This is a genomic window from Pseudomonas sp. BNK-44-b (assembly GCF_047456245.1).
GTDB classification, from domain to species: Bacteria; Pseudomonadota; Gammaproteobacteria; order Pseudomonadales; family Pseudomonadaceae; genus Aquipseudomonas; species Aquipseudomonas machongensis.
This window is the reverse complement of the sequence record NZ_CP179908.1, coordinates 69907-85174: the sequence shown is the minus strand read 5'-3', so window position 1 is coordinate 85174 and position 15268 is coordinate 69907. Positions and strand designations below refer to the sequence as shown.

Sequence of the window (15268 nt, the reverse complement as noted above, 5' to 3'; positions counted from 1 at the left end):
GAAATTTCAATGGGCCAGATTGTATCAGCAGCCCAGCGGGCATGCGCAGGCTGAATCTCGCGGCTTAAGATCGAAAAGTTCGATGCATAGGCTCGCCAGATACGCCCCCGTGGTAGGCGCCTCGGCGATCAATGCGGCTGGCTGTCGGAAGCGAACGGGTACGGCTGCTTCCAGCGTTCGAAGATCGAGCGCAGCTCGCCACTGCGTACCAGCTTCTCCATGCGCTGGTCGAACAGGTCGCGCAGGGCCTTGCCTTGATCGCTGCGGGTAAAGGCCAGGTACAGCGGCAGCTCAGCGATGTGGGTGCGGCGGAAGTCCTGCGGCTTGCTGGCCTGGTGCAGCACGTAATCCACTTCGGTTTCGGCATCGATATAGAAATCCACCCGGTCATGCTCCAGCATCGGCAGGATGCCTTCGCGGCGCTGGATCTCGCGGAAGTTTTTCACATCGGGCAGGTAGCTCTGGTAGTCATAGCCGCGCACCCACGCCAGGCGGTACTCGCCGACGCTGTTCAGCGTCGGAACCGGCTTGCTGGCAAGCCCCAATGCATAGATATGGTCCATATCGAAGTGCCAGCGCGGGTAGAGGTTGTCTTCGTTCTCCTGCTTGTACGAACCCACCCAGGCATCGGCCTCGCCGCGCTTGACCAGCCCGACTGCACGGCTGTAAGGCGCGCTCGTTACCTCGACCTTCACCCCGGCCGGTTCGAACACCTTGCGCAGCACATCCCAGGCAACCCCGCTGCCATCGGCGTTGGTGTAGTCGATCCACTCCTCGCTGACCAGCCGCACCTGCTTCGGCAGCTCGGCGGCCCCGGCGCTCCAAGGCAGGAGAACCAGTATCAGCGCCAGTAGCACAGTCCGTATGGCCATCGACCCGCTCCTTGTCTCAGGCAACCGCCCAAACCAGCACTTGCATGCCCAGCCAGGCGAACACGCCGGCCAGGATATCGTCGAGCATGATGCCGACACCGCCGTGCACATGGCGGTCGATCCAGCGGATCGGCCAAGGCTTGAGGATGTCGAAGAAGCGGAACATCAGGAACCCTGCGAGCAGCCACTGCCAACCTTCGGGCACCAGCCACAAGGTGATCCACATGCCGACCATCTCGTCCCAGACGATGCCTTCATGATCGTGCACGCGCAAGTCGTTCGCCACCTTGCCGCACAGCCAGAAGCCGAACAGCATGGTGATTCCCAGCAGCAGCCAGTAGCCCCAATCCGGCAGCATCTGCCACAGCGGGATGAACGGCAGCGCCACCAGCGAGCCCCAGGTGCCCGGCGCCTTGGGCAAGGTACCGGAGCCGAAGCCGAACGCGATGAAGTGCCATGGATTGCGCCAGACCGAAGGCGGAACGAACTCCGCAGGCACCTGATTGGGGTGGTCGGTCACGGTGTCTCCCTGAAATGTTGGTAGCCCCGTTGCGTGGGGGTGATGTCACGACCCTGGCGATCACGCAGCGTGACGCCCTGCCCGTCCAGGACGCGGCCGATGACATGGACATGGATGAACCCCGGCAGCTGCAATGCCTGGTGTTGCGCGGCGGGGATGGTGAAGGCCAGCACATAGTCGTCGCCGCCGGTGAGCGCCGCGTGCACGGCAGCGTCACGCCCGAGGAAAGCCTCCAGTTCGGTAGATACCGGAACCTGATGCTGGTTCACTTCGAGGGCGACGCCCGAGGCCCGGGCGATATGACCGCAGTCGGCAAGCAGGCCGTCGGAAACGTCCAGCGCCGCCGTGGCATGGCCACGCAGCAGCTCGCCCAAGGTGAGCTGCGGCATCGGCGACCAGTACTGCGCAAGCAGCGCCTGGGCCTGTTCAGCCGGCGCCTGGCGCTCGCCCAACACCAGCGGCAAGGCCCCTGCGGCGTTGCCCAGGTTGCCGCCGACACACAGCAGGTCGCCCGGCCTGGCACCGTCACGGCGCAAGGCCTGCCCGGCCGGAACCCGGCCAAACACGGTGACGGTGATGCTCAGGGGGCCGCGGGTGGTGTCGCCGCCGATCAGGCTCATGCGACAGCGGTGGGCCATGCGCTGCAGGCCTTCGGCATAGGCTTGCAGCCAATCCGCGCTGACCTCCGGCAAGGTCAGGGCCAGGGTGAAGCCGATGGCAGTCGCGCCCATGGCCGCCAGGTCGCTCGCGGCCACGGCCAACGAGCGCTGGCCGAGCAGCGAGGGGTCGCAGACTGCCGGGAAGTGCACACCTGCGACCAGCGTGTCGGTGGAGACTGCCAGCTGTTCGCCGGCCGGCAGCTCCAGCAGGGCGCAATCGTCACCGATCCCCAGAGCCACGCCGTTACCGCCCTGCGCACAAGGCGCGGCGGCAAAGAAGTGACGGATCAGCTCGAACTCACCCATGGCTCGTCAGCGCCGCGATCAGCGCTTGTTGGCCTTGACTTCAGCTTCGCGCAGGTTGGGCGCGAGCTTGTCGAGCACACCGTTGACGAACTTGTGGCCATCGGTGGCACCGAAGACCTTGGCCAGCTCCACGCCTTCGTTGATCACCACGCGGTACGGTACGTCGACGCGCTTGATGAACTCCCAGGTGGACAGACGCAGCACGGCCAGCTCGACCGGGTCGAGTTCGTCCAGTGCCAGGTCCAGGCAAGGGCTGAGTGCGCTGTCGATTTCGCCCTTGATTGCCGGAACCCCGTGGAGGATTTCGCGGAAATAGGCACCGTCGACATCGGAGAAATCGTTATCGACCCGGAACTGAGCCTCGATCTCGTTCAGCGAATGCTGCGCCATGTGCCACTGGTAGAGCGCTTGCGTGGCGAGCTTGCGGGCTTCGCGACGCTTGGCACTCTTGGAGGGCTTGCCGGCATTCGCAGGTTTTGGATCGCGCGGGTTGAAACGATCGCTGTCGTCGCTAATCACTTGGCCTCCAACTGCGCCAGCAGGCTGACCATTTCCAGGGCGGACAGGGCAGCTTCGGCACCTTTGTTACCGGCTTTGGTGCCGGAACGCTCGATGGCTTGCTCGATGGAGTCGACGGTCAGCACGCCGAAGGATACCGGAACGCCGAACTCCATGGACACCTGGGCCAGGCCCTTGGTGCATTCGCCCGCCACGTATTCGAAGTGCGGGGTACCGCCACGGATCACTGCACCCAGGGCGATGATCGCGCTGTAGTCGCCTTGCTGGGCGACTTTCTGTGCCACCAGCGGGATCTCGAAGGCACCCGGGGCACGGATGATGGTGATGTCGCTTTCGCTGACGCCATGGCGAACCAGGGCATCGACGGCACCGCTCACCAGGCTTTCGACGACGAAGCTGTTGAAGCGGCCAACCACCAAAGCATAGCGACCTTTGGGGGCGATGAAGGTACCTTCGATGGTCTTCAGGGTCATTCCGGTATTCTCATATTAAAGAGCGAGGCCGCACCAGGCGGCCTTCGGGAGGGTTCGGACACGAGCGCCAGGACAATGCTGGCGCACCTGTGTCACTCGGAGGGCACGTATTCTACAACTTCCAGATCGAATCCGGATATCGCGTTGAACTTCATCGGCGAGCTCATCAGGCGCATCTTGCGCACACCGAGGTCGCGCAGGATCTGCGAACCGGCACCCACGGTGCTGTAGGTGCTCGGCACCTTGGCCTGCACATCGCCCGCGCTTTCGCGGATATGCGCCAGCAGCACATCGCCGTCCAGCGGGTGGCCCAGCAGCAGCACCACGCCGCTGCCGGCCTCGGCCACGGCAGCCATGGCCGCGCGCAGGCTCCAACGGCCCGGCTGCTTGACCAGCAGCAGGTCACGCAGCGGATCCATGTTGTGCACACGCACCAGGGTCGGCTCTTCGGCGCAGATCTTGCCCAGCGTCAGCGCCATGTGCACGTCGCCTTCCACCGAGTCACGGTAGGTGACCAGGTTGAACTGGCCCAGCTCGCTTTCGATCGGCTGTTCGGAGACGCGCTGCACGGTGCGCTCATGGATCATGCGGTAGTGGATCAGGTCGGCGATGGTGCCGATCTTGAGGTTGTGCTCGGCGGCGAACACTTCCAGCTCGGCGCGGCGCGACATGGTGCCGTCGTCGTTCATCACTTCGCAGATGACGCCACTCGGCTCGAAACCGGCCATGCGCGCCAGGTCGCAGGCCGCTTCGGTGTGGCCGGCGCGGGCCAGAGTACCGCCTGGCTGGGCCATCAGCGGGAAGATGTGGCCAGGGCTGACGATGTCCTCGGCCTTGGCGTCCTTCGCGGCGGCAGCCTGCACGGTGCGGGCGCGGTCAGCGGCGGAGATGCCGGTGGTGACGCCCTCGGCGGCCTCGATCGACACGGTGAACTTGGTGCCGAAGCCGGAGCCGTTGCGCGGCGCCATCAGCGGCAGCTTGAGCGTTTCGCAGCGCTCGCGGGTCATCGGCATGCAGATCAGGCCACGGGCGTGCTTGGCCATGAAGTTGATGTGCTCGGGCAGGCAGCACTCGGCTGCCATGATGATGTCGCCTTCGTTTTCGCGGTCTTCGTCATCCATGAGGATGACCATTTTGCCCTGGCGGATGTCTTCGACCAGTTCTTCGATGCTGTTGAGCGCCACGCGGCACCCCCTTCTCAATCAGGATTTCAAGAAGCCGTTGGCGGCCAGGAAGCTTTCGGTGATGCCACTGCCTTTGCTCGGCTCGGCGGCCTTGTCGCCCAGCAGCAGACGCTCCAGGTAACGGGCCAGCAGGTCGACCTCAAGGTTCACCCGACGACCTGCACGGTAGTCGGCCATGATGGTTTCGGACAGGGTGTGCGGGACGATGGTCAGCTCGAACTCAGCGCCATCGACCTCATTGACCGTCAGGCTGGTGCCATCGACGGTGATCGAGCCCTTGTGGGCGATGTACTTGGCCAGCTCTTTCGGGGCACGTACGCGGAACTGGATGGCGCGGGCGTTATCGCTGCGCGAGATGATTTCGCCGACACCGTCGACGTGGCCGCTGACCAGGTGGCCGCCCAGGCGGGTGGTGGGGGTCAGGGCCTTCTCGAGATTGACGCGGCTGCCGCTCTTGAGCTCGACCATCGCGGTGCGCTTGAGGGTTTCGACGCTGACGTCGGCCCAGAAGCCATCGCCTGGCAGTTCCACGGCGGTCAGGCACACGCCGTTGACCGCGATACTGTCGCCGAGCTTGACGTCGCCCAGGTCGAGCTTGCCGGTTTCGACGTAGACGCGCACGTCACCGCCCTTGGGGGTCATGCTGCGAATGGTGCCGATGGATTCGATGATGCCGGTGAACATGGTGTTCTCCTCAGGTACGGGCTGCGCGAAGCAGGCCCGGCATTATACGCCGGGCGCGGGCAAGGGGATGGCCGTGACTCGCCAGTCATCGCCCACGGCGCGCATTTCGATGATCTTCAGCCGCGGCGCTTCGCTCATGTGCTCCAGCGGCCACTCCAGCAACGGGCGGGCCTGGGAGCCGAGGAACGTGCCGGCGACGAACAGCTGGTATTCGTCGATCAGGCCGTGGCGAGCGAAGGCGCCGACCAGACCGGCGCCCGCTTCGAGCAAGACCTCGCTGGCACCGCGCTCGGCCAGCAGGCGCAGCAGCGCAGGCAAGTCGACCTGGCCGTCGCTGCCGGGCAGCACCAGCAACTCGTGGCCGGCCGCGGCGTAGCGCGGGTCCTGCGCGGCGGCGGTGACCACCAGCGCCGGACCGGCCTGAAAGAACGGGGCGTCCAGCGGCAGGCGCAGACGGCCATCGATCAACACCCGCAGCGGCGGGCGCGACACGGCCAGCGCAGTCATTTCGTCGTCCAGGCCAAGCTCGGCGGCGCGCACGGTCATCCGCGCGTTGTCGGCCAGCACGCTCTGGGCGCTGGTCAGCACCACGCTGGAGCGGGCGCGCAGGCGCTGTACCGCGGCGCGCGCAGCGGGGCCGGTGATCCACTGGCTCTCGCCGCTGGCCATGGCAGTGCGGCCGTCCAGGCTCATCGCCAGCTTGGCACGAACGAATGGCAGCCCATGCTCCATGCGCTTGAGAAAGCCCGGGTTGAGCGCACGGGCTTCGGCCTCGAGCACGCCACTGGCAACCTCGATACCGGCTTCGGCCAGCCGACCCAGGCCACGCCCGGCCACCTGCGGGTTGGGGTCTTGCATCGCCGCCACAACCCGCGCCACACCTGCCTTGACCAGCGCCTCGGCGCACGGTGGCGTGCGGCCATGGTGGCTGCAGGGCTCGAGGGTGACGTAGGCGCAGGCGCCACGCGCACGCTCACCGGCCTGGCGCAGGGCATGCACTTCGGCATGCGGCTCGCCGGCACGCACGTGCCAGCCCTCGCCGACCACTTCGCCATCGCGAACGATCACGCAGCCCACCCGCGGGTTGGGATGGGTGGTGTACAGGCCCTTGCGGGCCAGTTCCAGGGCACGGGCCATGAAATGGGCGTCAAGCAACGCGGTCTGGCTGGACATGCTTACTCTTTGGCTGGCTCACGGGCCAGGCGGTCGATTTCTTCACGGAATTCGTCGAGGTCCTGGAAGCGCCGATACACCGAAGCGAAGCGGATGTAGGCAACTTCGTCGAGCTTGCGCAGCTCGGACATCACCAGCTCACCGACCACCAGCGACTTCACCTCGCGCTCGCCGGTAGCCCGCAGGCGGCTCTTGATGTGCGCCAGCGCCGCTTCCAGGCGCTCGACGCCGACAGGGCGCTTCTCCAGCGCCCGCTGCATGCCGGCACGCAGTTTGTCTTCGTCGAAGGGCTGGCGCGTGCCGTCCTGCTTGATCAGCCGGGGCAGGACCAGTTCGGCGGTCTCGAAGGTGGTGAAGCGCTCGCCGCAGGCGACGCATTCGCGGCGGCGGCGGACCTGTTCGCCCTCGGCGACCAGTCGCGAATCGATGACCTTGGTGTCGTTGGCACCGCAAAAGGGACAGTGCATGGTGGCAGGCAACAAAAAAAGGGAGGGCCATGGTAGCGCATCCCACTGGCAAGACAAGCCAAAGGGGTTACCATCCAGAGAAATCTGCCTGTGAAGGATTACCCCATGCACCATCGAGCCCTCGTCGTCCTGTGCCTGGCCGGCCTGCTCGCCGCCTGCGGCAGCGACCGACCGAAGCCCGAACAGCCTGTGGCGCCCAGCGCGCCCAAGACGGTCAAGAAGAGCGACGAACCGGGCCCGCTGCCGGCCTACCAGCGCGAACTCAGCGGCATCCTGATGGAAATCCCCGCAGGCGCCGAAGTCGAGCTGGCACTGCTGGTGATCGACGAGCGCGGCCGCCCCCAACGCCTGCTGGCCAGCAGCGACCTGACCGGCACCGGCCAGGCCCTGCCTTATCATCTACGCTTCAACCCCGAGGCCTTTCCTGCCGGCGCCCGGGTCGAGCTGCGCGGGCGCGCCAGCCGCTCCGGCCAACTGATCATGCACCTGCCGCCGCAGCGCATCGTCCAGGCCGAAACCCAGACCACCGGCCCACTGCGTTTCGAGAAGGCGCCATAACGTGACACCGCTACACCTGCAACAGGCCCTCAGCGGCCTGATTGGCGAAGCGCGCCTGGTCATCAGCGAATTGCCGGGCTGCGACCTCAAGCTGTGGCTGCTCGACGCCGAGAACATGGACCGGGCATTCAGCCCCGACGAGACCCGGCGCATCCTCGACGAGCCCCCCTACTGGAGCTTCTGCTGGGCCAGCGGCCTGGCCATGGCTCGCTACCTGGCCCAACACCCCGAATGGGTACGTGACAAGCGCGTGCTGGACTTCGGCGCAGGTTCGGGGATCGCCGGCATCGCCGCAGCCCGTGCCGGTGCGCGCGAGGTGGTCGCCTGCGACCTCGACCCGCTGGCCCTGGACGCATGCCGCGCCAACGCTGCACTCAACGGCGTGACGCTGGGCTACAGCGAGGATTTTTTCGCCGAAGCCGACCGCTTCGACCTGATCCTCGTCGCCGACGTGCTGTACGACCGCGCCAACCTGCCATTGCTCGATGCCTTTCTCGGCCGGGGTCGCCAGGCACTGGTCGCCGACTCGCGGGTACGCGACTTCAGCCACCCGCTCTATCGCCAGCTCGGCGTGCTCGACGCCCTGACCCTGCCAGACCTGGCCGAGCCGCACGAATTCCGCCGGGTCAGCCTGTACCACGCCAGCCGCGAGCCTTTATAGTGGTGCCATTCCGAATTTGCGAAAGCTGCGAGAGTTGCGATGAGCCAAGCTTCCTCTAATACCGCCACGCCCTACATCTTCGACGCCACCGATGCCAACTTCCAGCAACTGGTGATCGAGAATTCCTTCCACAAGCCCGTGCTGGTGGACTTCTGGGCCGAGTGGTGCGCGCCCTGCAAGGCGCTGATGCCGCTGCTGGCGAAGATCGCCGAGGGCTACCAGGGCGAGCTGCTGCTGGCCAAGATCAACTGCGACGTCGAGCAGCAGGTGGTGGCCCAGTTCGGTATCCGAAGCCTGCCGACCGTGGTGCTGTTCAAGGATGGCCAGCCGGTCGACGGCTTTGCCGGTGCCCAGCCGGAGTCGGCGATTCGCGCCATGCTCGAGCCGCATGTGCAGATGCCTGCACCGCCGACTGCCTCGCCACTGGAGCAGGCCAAGGCGCTGTTCGCCGAGAGCCGTTTCAGCGAGGCCGAAGCGCTGCTGCAGGCCGTGCTCGGTGAAGACAACAGCAACGCCGAGGCGCTGATCTACTACGGCCGCTGCCTGGCCGAACGCGGCGACCTGGACGCAGCGCAGCAAGTGCTGGACGCAGTCAAGAGCGATGAGCACAAGGCCGCGCTGGCCGGTGCCAAGGCGCAACTGACCTTCCTGCGCCAGGCCGCCAGCCTGCCGGAGGCCGCCGAGCTCAAGAGCCGCCTGGCGCAGAACCCGCAGGATGACGAAGCGGCTTACCAGTTGTGCATCCAGCAACTGGCGCGCCAGCAGTACGAAGCTGCGCTGGACGGGCTGCTCAAGCTGTTCCAGCGCAATCGCGCCTATGACAACGGCCTGCCGCAGAAAGCCATGCTGCAGGTGTTCGACCTGCTCGGCGGTGACCATCCGCTGGTGGGCGTGTACCGCCGCCGGTTGTCTTCGGCGATGTTCTGAGCCCCGAGCCGCCACCTCCTGCTGGAGGTGGCATCCAGCCACGCACCGTCCCCGGCAACTAGCCTACCCAGCGATATACCGGCGCATCCGCACCGCTTTCCACCTTCACTTCACTGCTGTGGCGCAAACGCACCAGCAGCCGCTTGCCTGCCGCGACACTCCCGGCCAACCCTTCCAGCCGCTCCAGCAACTCAGGCCCACTGAGCGCTCCGGCCTGACGCAACACCTCGCGCGCCGCCGACCACTGGCTATCGTCCTGCCGCGCTGGCGCAGCACCAGGCGCGCTCGCCACCTCTGCCACCGCAGGCGCCTCTTCGAGCCTACGCCCAAGCTGGGCCCACTCCGCCGGATCCAGTTCGATGGTCAGGTCCACCGGCCAGTCGCCGATCTGTCCTCGGATTCTCACGCTGCCTTCCTTCAATCGCGGATCGATGACGTGCATGCTCCCACGACATGAAACCTGCGCCAAGCGTCTGGCATCGACAAGAAAAGTTGTTATAACATTACCAAATCTTTCCCGTCCGCTTCCGGAGTCGTCCATGCGCCGCCTGCTCCTCGCCTTGCCCTTCGCCCTGCTGCCCCTGGCCGTTGCCCAGGCCCATGACGATCACGACCACGATCATGCCCACGGCACCTTGCCTGCCCACGAGCACGGCGTCGCACGCCTGAACGTCGGCCTGGATGGCAATACCCTGGAGCTGGCACTGGAGAGCCCGGCAATGAACCTGGTCGGCTTCGAGCACATGCCCGGCAGCGATGCCGACAAGGCCAAGGTGGAGGCTGTGCGCAAGCAACTCGAACAGCCGCTCAAGCTGTTCGGCCTGGCCAGCGCGGCCGGTTGCAAGGAAGACCAGCAGGAGCTGGAAAGCCCGCTGTTCGGTGACGAGCCATCGGCCAAGGACGACGACGGTGACGACGATCACGATCACGACCATGACCATGACCACGCGCATGAACACCAGCACAGCGAGATCCACGCGCACTACCAGCTGACCTGCGCAGCTCCGGCCAAGCTGACCCAGATCGACCTGTCGCCGCTCTACAAGGCGTACCCGCAAACCCAGAAGATCAATGTGCAGTTGGTCGGCCCGAACGGCCAGAAGGGCTTCGAAAGCACCCCGGCCAAGGCCGTGGTTGCGTTCTGAATGAGCCAGCCGCTGATCGAACTGCATGACCTGGTCTTCGCCTGGCCAGGTCAGCAGCCGTTGCTGAACATCTCCCAGTTCCGTCTGGAGGCCGGTGAGGCGCTGTTCCTCAAAGGCCCCAGCGGCAGCGGCAAGACCACCCTGCTCGGCCTGCTGGGCGGGGTCAACCTGCCCGACCAGGGCGAAGTGCGGCTGCTCGGGCAGAACCTGGCGGAGCTGGGCCAGGGCGCTCGCGACCGTTTCCGTGTCGACCACACCGGCTACATCTTCCAGCAGTTCAACCTGCTGCCGTTTCTCTCCGTGCAGGAAAACGTCGAGTTGCCCTGCCGCTTTTCGCGCAGCCGTGCCGAACGTGCGGCGCAGCGCCATGGCAGCATCCACCAGGCAGCGGCGCAATTGCTCGCCCACCTGGGCCTGGGCGACCCAGACCTGCTCGCCCGGCGCGCCGACACCCTGTCGATCGGCCAGCAACAGCGGGTCGCCGCTGCGCGTGCACTGATCGGCCAACCGGAACTGGTGATCGCCGACGAGCCGACCTCCGCGCTCGACGCCGACACGCGCGAGGTGTTCATCCGCCTGCTGTTCGACGAATGCCGCGCCGCAGGCTCCAGCCTGCTGTTCGTCAGCCATGACCAGAGCCTGGCGCCCCTGTTCGACCGCGACCTGTCGCTGGCCGAGCTCAACCGCGCCGCCAAGCCTCGGGAGGCCTGATGTACCTGCTCCGTCTAGCCCTGGCCAGCCTGGCCAACCGCCGCTTCACTGCCTTCCTCACCGCCTTCGCCATCGCCTTGTCGGTGTGCCTGCTGCTGGCGGTGGAGCGCGTGCGTACCGAAGCCCGCGCCAGTTTCGCCAACACCATCAGCGGCACCGACCTGATCGTCGGGGCGCGCTCGGGGTCGGTCAACCTGCTGCTGTACTCGGTGTTCCGTATCGGCAACGCCACCAACAACATCCGCTGGGACAGCTTCGAGCATTACGCCAAGGACCCGCGGGTCAAGTGGGCGATCCCGATCTCCCTGGGCGACTCGCACCGCGGCTACCGGGTGATGGGCACCAACAGCGATTACTTCACCCACTACCAGTACGGCCGCCAGCAGCACCTGCAACTGAGCCAGGGCCGCCAGTTCGCCAACGACCCGTTCGAAGTGGTGCTTGGCGCCGAAGTGGCCGAAGCCCTGCACTACAAGCTCGGCGACAGCCTGGTGCTGGCCCACGGCATCGCCACCATCAGCCTGGTCAAGCACGACGACAAGCCCTTCACCGTGGTCGGCATTCTGCAGCGCACCGGCACCCCCGTGGACCGCACCCTGCACATCAGCCTGGCGGGGATGGAAGCCATCCACGTCGACTGGCAGAACGGCGTGCCGGCCCGCGGCGCCGCGCGCATCAGCGCCGACCAGGCGCGCACCATGGACCTTCAACCCACCGCCATCACGGCCTTCATGCTCGGCCTGAACAGCAAGATCGCCACCTTCAGCGTGCAGCGCGAGATCAACGAATTCCGCAGCGAGCCGCTGCTGGCGATCTTGCCCGGCGTGGCCCTGCAAGAGCTGTGGGGCATGATGGGCATCGCCGAGCAGGCGTTGTTCGTGGTGTCGCTGTTCGTGGTACTGACCGGTTTGATCGGCATGCTCACGGCGATTCTCACCAGCCTCAACGAACGGCGACGCGAAATGGCCATCCTGCGCTCGGTGGGTGCGCGCCCCTGGCATATCGCCGGGCTGCTGGTGCTCGAAGCGCTGGCGATGTCGGTCAGCGGTATCGTCGCCGGGCTGGGATTGCTCTATGGGGGAATCGCCTTGGCCCAGGACGCGGTACAGTCCAACTACGGGCTGTTCCTGCCGCTGGCCTGGCCAAGCCCGCACGAATGGACGTTGCTGGCGATCATCCTCGGTGCGGCGCTGCTGATGGGCAGCGTTCCGGCCTGGCGTGCCTACCGGCAGTCGTTGGCCGATGGCCTGTCGATCCACCTCTGAGAGTTTGTCATGTCGATCCCTGTGGGAACGGGCTTGCCCGCGAAGAGAGCACTACAGATCCTCCTGCTGTTGCTGCTGGTGCTGATCATCCCGGCCTGGGCGGACGAGCCGCGCGAGCTGGACTGGCCGGCACTGATCCCCGAGGGCGCGCCAGTCATCCCCCCACAGCTCACCCCGCTACATGACCTCTCGCAGATGGGCAATTCGCTGGGCGACGCGCTCGCGGCCGAGTCTGCCCCGGCAGCCCGCCAGCAGGCGCCCGACGCACCGGTGGTCAAGGCGCTGGACGGGCAGCAGGTCAAACTGCCCGGCTACATCGTGCCGCTGGAAGTCAGCGAAGAAGGCCGCACCACCGAGTTTCTCCTGGTGCCCTACTACGGCGCCTGCATCCACGTGCCGCCGCCGCCGTCCAACCAGATCGTGCACATCTTCAGCGAGATGGGCGTGCGCGTCGAAGACCTGTACCAGCCCTACTGGATCGAGGGACGTATGCAGGTCAAGAACACCAGCAGCGAGCTGGCCGACGCCGGTTACCAGATGGAAGCCGAGAAAATCTACGCATATGAGCTGAAATGAGAACTGTGTCGCCCGTGTGAAGCCCGCTTCGTTGAGCTGAGTCAAACAATGTGTTTGGACGGCTCCTTACCATTGGACTACTCGATTACTTACGTCCTCTGGGAGCTTCCATGAACAAGACATTGCTCGGTGCCTCGCTCGTCGCGTTGGCGCTCGCAGCCCCCGTTGCCCACGCCCACCAGGCGGGTGACTTCATCATGCGTGCCGGCGCCATCACCACTGCGCCGAATGAAAGCAGCAGTGACCTCAAGCTCGACGGCGCCAAGGTCTCCGGCACCAAGGCCACCCTCGACAGCGACACCCAGCTGGGCCTGGCCTTCGCCTACATGCTCACCGACCACGTCGGCATCGAGCTGCTCGCTGCCACGCCGTTCAAGCACACCGTGGGCGTCAAGGGCCTGGGCGGCGGGCTCGACGGCAAGCTGGCCGACATCAAGCAACTGCCACCGACCCTCTCGCTGCAGTACTACCCGATGGAAGCCTCGTCGAAGTTCCAGCCCTATGCCGGTATCGGCATCAACTACACGCTGTTCTTCGATGAAGACCTCAGCAGCGCCCGCAAGCAGCAGGGCTTCAGTAACATGAAGGTGCAGGACTCCATCGGCCTGGCCGGGCAGCTGGGCATGGACTACATGCTGACCGACAACCTGCTGGTCAACGCCGCAGTCTGGTACGTCGACATCGACACCAAGGCCACCATCGACGGCCCGAGCGCCCTGGGCGTCGGCAAGACCAAGGTCAACCTCGAAGTCGACCCATGGGTCTACATGGTCGGTATCGGCTACAAGTTCTGACACGCAACGCACTCAGGCCCCGCCGTACAGCGGGGCCTCTGGCTGCCGCTCAGCCCTGGCGTTGCAGCCACCACCAATACCCCCACGCCAACGCGCTGACTCCAGCCCCAAGCCCACACACCGCGTCCCATCCCCACGCCCCGTAGACCCAGCTCGCCGTCACCGCCCCCGCCCCACTACCCACCGAATAGCAGCACATGTACGCGCCAATCAGACGACTGGCCATCTCCGCCCGCCCGGCCAGCAGCAGGCTCTGGTTGGTCACATGCACTGCCTGCACGGCGAGGTCCAGCATCACCACACCGGCTACCAGCGCCAGCAGCGACTGCCCGACGAACAGGCTCGGCAGCCACGACAGTGTCAGCAGCCCCAGCGCCAGCCCTGTGGTGCGCTGCCCAAGGCCGCGATCGGCCAAACGCCCGGCACCCGATGCGGCAAGGGCTCCGGCGACACCGGCCAGGCCGAACAGGCCGATCTGGGTGTGGGTCAGTTGCAGCGCACTCAACGGCAGCACCATGCTGCTCCACAGCACGCTGAACGCGGCGAAGATCAGTAATGCGAACACACCCCGCTGGCGCAGCAGGCGATCATCGCGCAGCAGCACCGCCATGGAGCGCAACAACGCCCGGTAATGTTGGCGCTGCCCCAGAGGTCGTGCAGAGGGCATACGCCAGCCGAGCAGCACGACCATCAGCAGCGCCAACCCGGCAGCAGCGAAATAAACCCCTCGCCAGCCAGCCAGATCAGCCACGACTCCCGCCACCAGCCGCGCCAGCAAAATCCCCACTACGATACCGCTGGTAACCGTTCCCACCGCCTGCCCCTGCTGCGCCGGTGTCGCCAGGGTGGCCGCCTGGGCGACCATCAGTTGCACCACCACGGCCATCAGCCCGACCATGCCCATGGCCGCCAACAGCGCCGCCCAATGCTGGGCCAGGCCGACCGCGACCAGCGCCAGTGCCGACAGCAGCAACTGCGCAAGGATCAAGCGCTTGCGGTCGAGCAGGTCCCCTAGCGGCACGATCAGCAGCAATCCTAGTGCGTAGCCTGCCTGGGTTGCGCCGACCACCCAGCCGACCTGACGACTCGGCACGCCCAGGCTCTGGGCCATGGACTTCAACAGCGGCTGGGCGCAGTACACCGTGGCCACCGCCAGTGCGCAGGCTGCGGCCAGCAACAGGGTCAGGCCGCGAGTGAGTTGAAACGAAGATGCATCGTGGGCAGATGACATGCAGACTCCTGGCAATCTGGTTTCAAAACAAAACCACAAGCTGGATTTCTAACAAACCTGGTTTTAATCTGCAACCAAACTGTCTCATCCGGAATGATCGATGCTCGACGAAAACAACAGCCGATGCCCCGTGGCCCGGGCACTCGAAGTGCTGGGCGACCGCTGGGCACTGATGATCCTGCGCGACGCGTTCGATGGGCTGCGCCGCTTCAGCGAGTTCCAGAAGAACCTGGGGCTGGCGAAGAACATCCTCGCCACGCGCCTGAAGCTGCTGGTAGAAACAGGGCTCATGGAGCTGCAGCCGGCGTCGGATGGCAGTGCGTACAAGGAATATGTGCTGACTGAAAAAGGCCGCTCGGTGTTTCCGATCGTGGTGGGCCTGCGTCAGTGGGGGGAGCGGTTTCAGTTCGAGGCGGGCGAGACGCGTTCGGTGCTGCTGGACAATGCCAAGGGCGAACCTGTGGCGAAGCTGGAAGTACGGGCGCGGGATGGGCGGGTGCTGGGGCCGGAGGATTGTCGGCGGGCTTGAAGGGGTTATGGCCT

The 15268-nt window shown here is 65.7% G+C and carries 20 protein-coding genes; 9 read left to right on the top strand and 11 right to left on the bottom strand.

Translation table 11 applies throughout. From position 1 onward, the window contains the following. Positions 1-128 precede the first annotated feature (128 nt). From ACMGGG_RS00470 to nrdR, 9 genes are all read right to left on the bottom strand, one after another. Entirely contained in the window at positions 129-872 is a 744-nt protein-coding gene (locus ACMGGG_RS00470; RefSeq protein ID WP_112897214.1) for a substrate-binding periplasmic protein, read from the bottom strand. A gap of 16 nt (positions 873-888) precedes the next feature. Then, positions 889-1392, bottom strand: coding sequence for a phosphatidylglycerophosphatase A (locus ACMGGG_RS00465; protein ID WP_054893602.1), 504 nt, complete (start codon positions 1390-1392; stop codon positions 889-891). Then, positions 1389-2357 (bottom strand): thiamine-phosphate kinase, encoded by a 969-nt coding sequence (gene thiL, locus ACMGGG_RS00460; protein WP_125930887.1) that lies wholly within the window; start codon positions 2355-2357, stop codon positions 1389-1391. The genes ACMGGG_RS00465 and thiL overlap by 4 nt, the downstream gene beginning before the upstream one ends. Positions 2358-2375: 18 nt before the next feature. After that, positions 2376-2876 (bottom strand): transcription antitermination factor NusB, encoded by a 501-nt coding sequence (gene nusB, locus ACMGGG_RS00455; RefSeq protein ID WP_414155885.1) that lies wholly within the window; start codon positions 2874-2876, stop codon positions 2376-2378. Further along, complete coding sequence (gene ribE / locus ACMGGG_RS00450; protein ID WP_054893599.1) at positions 2873-3349, bottom strand: 6,7-dimethyl-8-ribityllumazine synthase; 477 nt, start codon at positions 3347-3349, stop codon at positions 2873-2875. Before ribE ends, nusB begins: the two co-directional genes overlap by 4 nt. Positions 3350-3441: 92 nt before the next feature. Further along, a complete protein-coding gene (gene ribBA, locus ACMGGG_RS00445) occupies positions 3442-4533 on the bottom strand; it encodes a bifunctional 3,4-dihydroxy-2-butanone-4-phosphate synthase/GTP cyclohydrolase II (RefSeq protein ID WP_112897212.1) in 1092 nt (363 codons plus the stop codon). An 18-nt stretch (positions 4534-4551) separates the two neighbouring features. Further along, positions 4552-5217, bottom strand: coding sequence for a riboflavin synthase (locus tag ACMGGG_RS00440; RefSeq protein WP_112897211.1), 666 nt, complete (start codon positions 5215-5217; stop codon positions 4552-4554). 42 nt (positions 5218-5259) lie between these two features. Next, the gene (gene ribD / locus ACMGGG_RS00435) at positions 5260-6390 is read right to left on the bottom strand and encodes a bifunctional diaminohydroxyphosphoribosylaminopyrimidine deaminase/5-amino-6-(5-phosphoribosylamino)uracil reductase RibD (RefSeq protein ID WP_414154696.1); all 1131 of its coding nucleotides are present in this window, start codon (positions 6388-6390) and stop codon (positions 5260-5262) included. A gap of 2 nt (positions 6391-6392) precedes the next feature. After that, positions 6393-6857: a transcriptional regulator NrdR gene (gene nrdR, locus ACMGGG_RS00430; RefSeq protein ID WP_054893595.1), complete on the bottom strand. Its 465-nt coding sequence runs from the start codon at positions 6855-6857 to the stop codon at positions 6393-6395. A 105-nt stretch (positions 6858-6962) separates the two neighbouring features. Between nrdR and ACMGGG_RS00425 the strand changes: the two genes are divergently transcribed. Genes ACMGGG_RS00425 through trxA form a run of 3 tightly spaced genes read left to right on the top strand, consistent with a single transcriptional unit; the run spans position 6963 to position 9003 of the window. Further along, a complete protein-coding gene (locus ACMGGG_RS00425; RefSeq protein ID WP_414154695.1) occupies positions 6963-7415 on the top strand; it encodes a YbaY family lipoprotein in 453 nt (150 codons plus the stop codon). 1 nt (position 7416) lies between these two features. Next, positions 7417-8076, top strand: a complete 660-nt coding sequence (locus ACMGGG_RS00420; protein ID WP_054893593.1) for a class I SAM-dependent methyltransferase — start codon at positions 7417-7419, stop codon at positions 8074-8076. Between the two features lie 39 nt (positions 8077-8115). Beyond that, positions 8116-9003 (top strand): thioredoxin, encoded by an 888-nt coding sequence (gene trxA, locus ACMGGG_RS00415; protein ID WP_054893592.1) that lies wholly within the window; start codon positions 8116-8118, stop codon positions 9001-9003. A gap of 58 nt (positions 9004-9061) precedes the next feature. Here the strand turns inward: trxA and ACMGGG_RS00410 are convergent, their stop codons facing one another. Next, entirely contained in the window at positions 9062-9409 is a 348-nt protein-coding gene (locus tag ACMGGG_RS00410; protein ID WP_151926345.1) for a hypothetical protein, read from the bottom strand. A gap of 133 nt (positions 9410-9542) precedes the next feature. Here ACMGGG_RS00410 and ACMGGG_RS00405 point away from each other — a divergent pair, with 133 nt between their 5' ends. The 5 genes from ACMGGG_RS00405 (at position 9543) to ACMGGG_RS00385 (ending at position 13494) form a co-directional block, all read left to right on the top strand. Beyond that, a complete protein-coding gene (locus ACMGGG_RS00405; protein WP_414154694.1) occupies positions 9543-10148 on the top strand; it encodes a DUF2796 domain-containing protein in 606 nt (201 codons plus the stop codon). Beyond that, a complete protein-coding gene (locus tag ACMGGG_RS00400) occupies positions 10149-10859 on the top strand; it encodes an ATP-binding cassette domain-containing protein (RefSeq protein WP_063542511.1) in 711 nt (236 codons plus the stop codon). It begins immediately after the preceding gene. After that, positions 10859-12124 carry an ABC transporter permease gene (locus tag ACMGGG_RS00395; RefSeq protein ID WP_414154693.1) on the top strand — a complete coding sequence of 422 codons (1266 nt, stop codon included), beginning with the start codon at positions 10859-10861 and terminating at the stop codon, positions 12122-12124. The genes ACMGGG_RS00400 and ACMGGG_RS00395 overlap by 1 nt, the downstream gene beginning before the upstream one ends. A 9-nt stretch (positions 12125-12133) precedes the next feature. Next, positions 12134-12700, top strand: coding sequence for a DUF3299 domain-containing protein (locus tag ACMGGG_RS00390; RefSeq protein ID WP_054893588.1), 567 nt, complete (start codon positions 12134-12136; stop codon positions 12698-12700). A gap of 110 nt (positions 12701-12810) precedes the next feature. Continuing rightward, the gene (locus ACMGGG_RS00385; protein WP_414154692.1) at positions 12811-13494 is read left to right on the top strand and encodes an OmpW/AlkL family protein; all 684 of its coding nucleotides are present in this window, start codon (positions 12811-12813) and stop codon (positions 13492-13494) included. A 49-nt stretch (positions 13495-13543) separates the two neighbouring features. On the opposite strand, the gene ACMGGG_RS00380 is transcribed toward ACMGGG_RS00385, so the two are convergent. Continuing rightward, complete coding sequence (locus ACMGGG_RS00380; RefSeq protein ID WP_414154691.1) at positions 13544-14725, bottom strand: MFS transporter; 1182 nt, start codon at positions 14723-14725, stop codon at positions 13544-13546. Between the two features lie 100 nt (positions 14726-14825). On the opposite strand from ACMGGG_RS00380, the gene ACMGGG_RS00375 reads away from it, so the two are divergent. Further along, positions 14826-15254: a winged helix-turn-helix transcriptional regulator gene (locus ACMGGG_RS00375; RefSeq protein ID WP_054893585.1), complete on the top strand. Its 429-nt coding sequence runs from the start codon at positions 14826-14828 to the stop codon at positions 15252-15254. Positions 15255-15268 lie beyond the last annotated feature (14 nt).

Bases quoted from the DNA above. Each gene is read 5' to 3' on its own strand.
- ribD (WP_414154696.1), bottom strand. From the start codon at position 6,390: ATGTCCAGCCAGACCGCGTTGCTTGACGCCCATTTCATGGCCCGTGCC.
- ACMGGG_RS00405 (WP_414154694.1), top strand. From the start codon at position 9,543: ATGCGCCGCCTGCTCCTCGCCTTGCCCTTCGCCCTGCTGCCCCTGGCC.
- ribE (WP_054893599.1), bottom strand. From the start codon at position 3,349: ATGACCCTGAAGACCATCGAAGGTACCTTCATCGCCCCCAAAGGTCGC.
- ACMGGG_RS00375 (WP_054893585.1), top strand. From the start codon at position 14,826: ATGCTCGACGAAAACAACAGCCGATGCCCCGTGGCCCGGGCACTCGAA.
- ACMGGG_RS00470 (WP_112897214.1), bottom strand. From the start codon at position 872: ATGGCCATACGGACTGTGCTACTGGCGCTGATACTGGTTCTCCTGCCT.
- ACMGGG_RS00440 (WP_112897211.1), bottom strand. From the start codon at position 5,217: ATGTTCACCGGCATCATCGAATCCATCGGCACCATTCGCAGCATGACC.
- ACMGGG_RS00425 (WP_414154695.1), top strand. From the start codon at position 6,963: ATGCACCATCGAGCCCTCGTCGTCCTGTGCCTGGCCGGCCTGCTCGCC.
- trxA (WP_054893592.1), top strand. From the start codon at position 8,116: ATGAGCCAAGCTTCCTCTAATACCGCCACGCCCTACATCTTCGACGCC.
- ACMGGG_RS00400 (WP_063542511.1), top strand. From the start codon at position 10,149: ATGAGCCAGCCGCTGATCGAACTGCATGACCTGGTCTTCGCCTGGCCA.
- ACMGGG_RS00380 (WP_414154691.1), bottom strand. From the start codon at position 14,725: ATGTCATCTGCCCACGATGCATCTTCGTTTCAACTCACTCGCGGCCTG.
- ACMGGG_RS00385 (WP_414154692.1), top strand. From the start codon at position 12,811: ATGAACAAGACATTGCTCGGTGCCTCGCTCGTCGCGTTGGCGCTCGCA.
- ACMGGG_RS00390 (WP_054893588.1), top strand. From the start codon at position 12,134: ATGTCGATCCCTGTGGGAACGGGCTTGCCCGCGAAGAGAGCACTACAG.
- ACMGGG_RS00395 (WP_414154693.1), top strand. From the start codon at position 10,859: ATGTACCTGCTCCGTCTAGCCCTGGCCAGCCTGGCCAACCGCCGCTTC.
- nrdR (WP_054893595.1), bottom strand. From the start codon at position 6,857: ATGCACTGTCCCTTTTGCGGTGCCAACGACACCAAGGTCATCGATTCG.
- thiL (WP_125930887.1), bottom strand. From the start codon at position 2,357: ATGGGTGAGTTCGAGCTGATCCGTCACTTCTTTGCCGCCGCGCCTTGT.